The sequence below is a fragment of the Pontibacter sp. HJ8 genome (assembly GCF_054824225.1).
In genome coordinates this window covers 1-6,552 of the sequence record NZ_JSYF01000479.1, presented here as the reverse complement: position 1 = coordinate 6,552, position 6,552 = coordinate 1, and the positions used below count along the sequence as shown (strand labels likewise).

The window sequence follows — 6,552 nt, the reverse complement described above, 5'->3', positions numbered from 1 at the left end:
CTGCTTTGCTTAATTAGTATCGGCCTCCCCGGAATACTGTGTATTCCGGGGAGGCCGATTTTTTCGCCCATCATTTTCCCGTCATCGGCAGGGCTGCACAAGCATGGCTAGCAACAACCTGATCCACATTCCCTTCGCAAAAGCCTTTAGCTCATTTTATTTATACTTATTCAATATTAGCTAAGGCGCCTATCTGAAGTATAGGACAAGGATTCCTTAAAATTAATCAATGTTAGGACATCTTTTTTGAGTATTCAACAAGACGAAGGCACTTTTTTAAATAAGTAGCGTGCACGTGCACATTTTTATGTATAACATATTGCATATTTAAATATAAACCAGTATGTTTAATCGCTATATAGGCTGAGAGTGGACGAGAGTCGTGCGTGTACGTCCTAATTTTTCAGCTTTATTTTAAAAATACTTAACTGGTAAAGGGGTGTTGAAGGCACTTATTCCCGGGTGCATATCCTAGTTTTTTTATCCATTATTATAACTGATAAAGTAGAAGGTGCCCCGCAGTTACCTTCCTTAAATAATTGTACTTATTTAAATTCTCTACTCACCTTAATGAAAGTGCCTATATGACAAAATCTACAAAGCTTTCCATCTTGCTGTTGCTGGCTGCCTCTATGAGTGTGCCAGTTGATGGTCAGGTGCTGGCTGCCCTCAGGACAAATAATCCGGGAAGGCAGGTTACACCAAATGCAGGCGCAGGCCTTGCTGCTTCGCGACAGGCGACTGTCGTGCAGGGAAAAGTAACATCCGATAAAGGGGAGCCGCTTCCAGGTGTTGCGGTTGTTTTAAAAGGAACCTCAACAGGTGTAACAACTGATGCGGAAGGTAACTTTAAACTCAACCTGCCTAGCAGCTCCGGTACGCTGATTGCTTCTTTCATAGGCTTTGTGAAGCAGGAAGTGCCTGTGGATGGCCGCTCGACTATTAACATCGTGCTGAAGGAGGACTCGAAAGCGCTGGACGAGGTAGTAATAGTAGGCTACGGCACTCAGAAAAAAGCAAACCTGACAGGCTCTGTTTCTACAGTTGATTCCAAATCACTGGAGTCACGCCCTGTACAGAATGTGGGCCAGGCACTGCAGGGGCTCGTACCCGGTTTGAATTTGCAAACTGCCGGATTAGGGGGTGAGCTAAACCAAAACTTAAGCTTCAATATACGAGGTGCTGGATCAATCGGCGACGGTGCAACATCCAGTCCACTGGTGCTGATCGATGGGATGGAAGGAAACCTCAACACGATCAACCCACAGGATATTGAATCAATTTCTGTATTGAAAGATGCGGCTGCCTCATCCATTTATGGCTCCCGGGCGCCCTTTGGTGTTATCCTGATTACTACAAAGAAAGGTAAAGCAGGAAAGACGAGTGTAAGTTATAACAATAACTTTCGCTCTACGAGTCCGATTGGTTTGCCTACCATGATGGACTCACACACGTTTGCTCTTTACTGGAATGAAGCATCGGCCAACGACGGGGAAGGACCTAAGTTTTCTAATGAAGTGCTGGACCGGATCGTGAAATATCAGAGAGGTGAGATAGATTATGGAACGGTGCCGAATGCTAATGGAGACAGGTATGAATATTATACCGGATCCAATGGGAATACAGACTGGTTTAAGGAACAATACAAAAGTTCTGCATTTTCACAGGATCATGCAGTCAGCATCAACGGGGGTACCGAAAACACACAGTTTTTTGCTTCGGCAGGCTACCTGGACCAGGGAGGTTTGTCGCGTTATGGAGGCGATGAGTTTAAGCGGTATACCCTTACAGGTAAAATAAATACCAAGCTGAGTAAGTTTGCCAAATTTAATTATTCTACAAGGTATATACGCGAGGATTACACCAAAGCGACACACCTGACAGACTTATTCTACCACAATGTTGCCCGTCGCTGGCCGACTGTTCCAGCCAGAGATCCTAATGGTAATTTTACGGACCCAAGCGAGATCGCGCAGCTATTGGATGGCGGACGTATAAAGGATCAGACGGATTGGCTTTACCAGCAGGGCCAGCTGACGATCACGCCTGCTAAAGGCTGGAATATCATAGCGGATGCCAATTATCGTATCACGAATAACAACTACCACAGCGATGTGACTCCTGCTTATGCTTATAATGTGAACGGAGAAACATATCCTGTGGCTGTAGGATGGAATTCAGGAGGGTATAGTTCGGTTTTTGAATCTGTACGTAAAGAAAACTTCTTTACGGCTAATATTTACTCAGATTACGAATTTAAGATCCAGGATAGTCATAATTTCAAAATACTGGGCGGGTTCAACACGGAACTGATGAATTACCGTACGCTTGCGGGCTCAAAAACCGGCCTGATTAACCCCGCAATACCTACTATCAATACGGCTTCCAATGATAATAAACTCACTGATGGTCAATACCAGCACTGGTCTACGGCCGGTTTCTTCAGTCGTCTGAACTATAATTATAAGGGACGCTATCTGCTTGAGCTGAACGCCCGCTATGATGGTTCTTCTCGCTTCATAAGAGAAAAACGTTGGAATATGTTTCCCTCTATTTCGGCAGGTTGGAACGTAGCAGAAGAAAATTTCTGGACGTTTGATGATGCAGTCCAGATGCTCAAGATAAGGGGGTCTTATGGCGAGCTCGGAAATCAAAACACACAAAATTTACACCCTTTCTTTCCCACCATGCCACTTGGTTTCAACAATGGAGTCTGGCTTGTTAATGGCCAGAGACCCAATACAGCCAGTGCACCTCTATTGATAAGTACCTATTTATCTTGGGAGCGAGTAACGAGCTGGAACATAGGTGTTGACCTGGGCTTGCTGAGAAACCGATTAATTGTTAACGCAGATTATTACAAGCGCAAAACATTTGACATGATTGGGCCAGCTCTTGAGCTGCCTGTTACGCTTGGCACTATTGTACCTAAACTGAATAACTCGGATATGGAATCTTATGGTTTTGAGCTAGAGGCGAAGTGGCAGGACCGCATAGGCGAGTTTGGGTATGGTATACGTGGTGTCCTCTCGGACGACCAGCAAACCATTACTAAGTTTCCGAACATGACCGGCAACATCTCTACCTGGTATGATGGAAGAAAAATGGGAGAGATTTGGGGGTACACGACTGTGGGTATAGCTAAATCCAAAGAAGAAATGGAAGCTCACCTGGCTGGTGCAAATCAGAACGGTATGGGCAACAACTGGGGGGCAGGTGATATTATGTATGCTGACCTGAACAAAGATGGCAAAATCGATGGGGGATCCGGCATATTGGAAAATACCGGTGACCGGTCTATCATTGGGAACAGTTCCGCCCGATACAGGTATAGCATGGATCTTACAGGTGACTGGAAAGGATTCGATATCCGAGTCTTCATGCAGGGCGTGGGTAAGAGAGACTATATGCCAAACGGGCCTTACTTTTGGGGTGCTAACGGCGGCATGTGGCAATCAGCAGGCTTTGATGAACACATGGACTTTTACCGGGATGAAAATTCAGGAATGGTGAAGGCAGGTGTAGCCGGAGTAAACCTCGATTCTTATTTCCCTAAACCATACTTCAACACTGGCAAAAATCAGCAGACACAAACCCGTTACTTGCAGAATGCAGCTTATTTAAGATTGAAAAACCTTCAGATCGGTTATACCATACCTGAAAGATTCTCATCTGTGGCAGGTATATCACGGGCCCGGATTTATGTATCAGGAGAGAACTTGCTGACCTTCACAAAGATGATCAGCATTTTCGATCCTGAAACGGTGGCTTTGAGCGGCTGGAACGATGGCAAGACCTATCCTTTAGCAAAAGTGTACTCCTTCGGCCTTAGTGTTAACTTCTAATTGATTTGTAATGAAAAGATTTCTAACCCATAAATTATATGCAGCACTTGCCTTCCTGGGGTTCCTGGGGATAACCAGCTGCAACGAATACCTGGACCGGGAGCCACTCTCAGAAGTCACACCTTCCAATTACCTTTGGAATGAGGCCGATCTGGCCGCGTATACTATAGCCCGGTACAACTTCCCAACGCACGGGGGCTTTACTGTCGGAACCCATGGCACCGACAATCATACCGACAATCAGGTGACCAGTGGCTTTGCTACCCGTTGGGTACCCGGTGAGTGGCGTGTTCCGCAGACAGGAGGTAGCTGGGAGTTTTCTCAGATCCGGCATACAAATTACTTCCTGGAAATAGCCGTACCGCGCTGGAAGCAGAATAAAATTACTGGAGCCCCTGCAAATGTTTCCCACTACATTGGGGAAGGTTACTTCCTGCGGGCTTATGAGTACTTCAACAAAGTACAGTGGCTTGGGGATTTTCCAATCATCAAAAATACGTTGCCGGATAAGATGGAAGAACTGGTGGCAATGTCCAAGCGCAGGCCGCGCAATGAAGTGGCGCGATTCATAATCTCTGATCTGGATTCGGCCATTCAGTTGCTAAGTACAGCACCTCCAGGCGGCAAAAATCGCATATCAAAGCATGCCGCGTTGCTGCTGAAATCGCGCGTGGCCCTGCATGAAGCTACCTGGCTTATGTACCACAAAGGCACTGCGCATGTGCCTGGCGGACCAGGCTGGCCGGGTGCAGGTAAAGTGGAAAACTTCAATATCAGTATTGATTCTGAAATTGATTATTTCCTGACGCAGGCCATGCAAGCATCCGAACAGGTAGCAGATGCCGTCCCTCTGGTCAACAACACGAAGGACAACGGCTACAATTCTTCCCAGAACCCGTATTTCACCATGTTCGCGGATGCTGACATGTCGAAATACTCAGAGGTACTGTTATGGCGCAAGTATGATCCGACCCAAGGTATAAATCATAATGTGAACCACTACATCAACCAGAACGGCGGCAACACCGGGTATTCAAGAGGATTAGTGGATAACTTCCTCATGAAGAACGGCCTGCCCATTTATGCAGCTGGCTCCGAGTACAAAGGAGACGACTACATTGCAGATGTGAAGGCAGAACGTGATAACCGTTTGCAGCTCTTCATGAAGGCTCCTGGCGAGCTACGCTATACCGACAGGACAAATCTTGATGGCAGCCTGATACTCGAAGGTAAACCGGATATTGTAGGCCTGGCAGAAACGCGCTATGTAACCGGTTATGCTGTTAAGAAGGGCTTCTCTTACCTGTGGGCCAACTCCCAAGGTAGCAATGGCTCTACCGGCAGTATCGTTTTCAGGGCTGTAGAGGCATATCTGAACTACATTGAGGCTGCTTACCTCAAAGAGAAGAGCATCAACGGAAAGGCTGCCCAGTACTGGAGAACCATCCGCCAGCGCGCAGGTGTTAACCCGGAGTTTGAAGTGACAATCAATGCCACTAATATGAACGAAGAGGCTAAAAATGACCTGGCCGCCTATTCAGCCGGTAACCTGCTGTCCGATGCGACCTTGTACAACATCCGCCGTGAGCGGCGCAGCGAGTTGGTAGCAGAAGGGTTGCGATACTACGACCTGAAACGTTGGAGAGCTTTGGACCAACTCAAGGCCAATCCTTATGTAATAGAAGGTTTCAAAGTTTGGGGCCCGATGCAGGAATGGTATAAGAACAGCGATGGTACTTCCAAGCTGATCGAAGCGGAAACGCCTGGAAAAACAGCCAACGTTTCTAAAAAATCATCCAGCCTATACCTGCGTCCATACCAGGTTAACTTGACTGCCAGCAACCCGGTAAGGGAAGGTTACAAATGGGCTTTTGCGCATTACTTAGAGCCGATCGCTGTACAGAACTTCATCATAACCGGTAACGCCGGAGATGTAGGCACATCTGTGATCTATCAGAATCCGGGCTGGCCAACGCAGGCCAATGCGGGTGCCATTGAGTAAGGCGTGTTGCTTGCAAAACCAGTCATCACCAGCGCCTTTTACCAAGGTATAGCATGCGCTGAATTATGACCGGTACATGTAAAGTTAGGATTAGATTAGAGTAAATAGATTAATGTTAGATTAAGGTGATGAAGGGGCTGCCATTCCGCTCGGATTGTGCAGTCCCTTTTACTCCTTACATGAATACCTGAAAAATGAAGCAGTGGTTTTGGGCTTTCCTGTTGATCATCTGTACAAGTTGTACCTCTCTGCCCCAGAAAGGAGGCTCTTCTGACTGGGTCCTGCTGTGGGAGGAAGAATTTGAAAAAGACGGGGCACCCGACTCAACCAAATGGAGTTTCTCCGGCAGACGTTCCCCCGACTGGGCCTGCTATTGCGCCGATAATCCCTCCACTACCTTTGTAAAAGATGGCCAGCTATACCTGCGCGGCATCCGGAACGAAGATCCGGCCGACACGGCCAAATACCAGACTGCCTGCATTCAAACCAAAGACAAATTTGCCTTCCGCTATGGCAAAGTAGAAGTGAGAGCCAAGCTCTCCAAAGGCAAGGGCTCCTGGCCTGCCATCTGGCTTATGCCACAAGATGCCAGGTATGGCGGCTGGCCACACAGCGGGGAGATTGACATCATGGAGCACCTCAACTACGACTCCATTGTGTACCAGACCCTGCACAGCCACTACATCGACAACTTAAAACAGAAAA

Annotated in this window: 3 protein-coding genes; all 3 read left to right on the top strand. The window is 47.2% G+C overall.

The window, feature by feature from the left end:
- The first annotated feature begins 584 nt into the window (after positions 1–584).
- The gene (locus tag OB13_RS18130) at positions 585–3,845 is read left to right on the top strand and encodes a SusC/RagA family TonB-linked outer membrane protein (RefSeq protein WP_461491596.1); all 3,261 of its coding nucleotides are present in this window, start codon (positions 585–587) and stop codon (positions 3,843–3,845) included.
- A 10-nt stretch (positions 3,846–3,855) separates the two neighbouring features.
- Positions 3,856–5,847, top strand: a complete 1,992-nt coding sequence (locus OB13_RS18125; protein WP_461491595.1) for a RagB/SusD family nutrient uptake outer membrane protein — start codon at positions 3,856–3,858, stop codon at positions 5,845–5,847.
- Positions 5,848–6,041: 194 nt separating this feature from the next.
- Positions 6,042–6,552: glycoside hydrolase family 16 protein (locus OB13_RS18120; RefSeq protein ID WP_461491594.1), on the top strand; the 511-nt coding region annotated here is incomplete at its 3' end.

Bases quoted from the DNA above. Each gene is read 5' to 3' on its own strand.
- OB13_RS18125 (WP_461491595.1), top strand. From the start codon at position 3,856: ATGAAAAGATTTCTAACCCATAAATTATATGCAGCACTTGCCTTCCTG.
- OB13_RS18130 (WP_461491596.1), top strand. From the start codon at position 585: ATGACAAAATCTACAAAGCTTTCCATCTTGCTGTTGCTGGCTGCCTCT.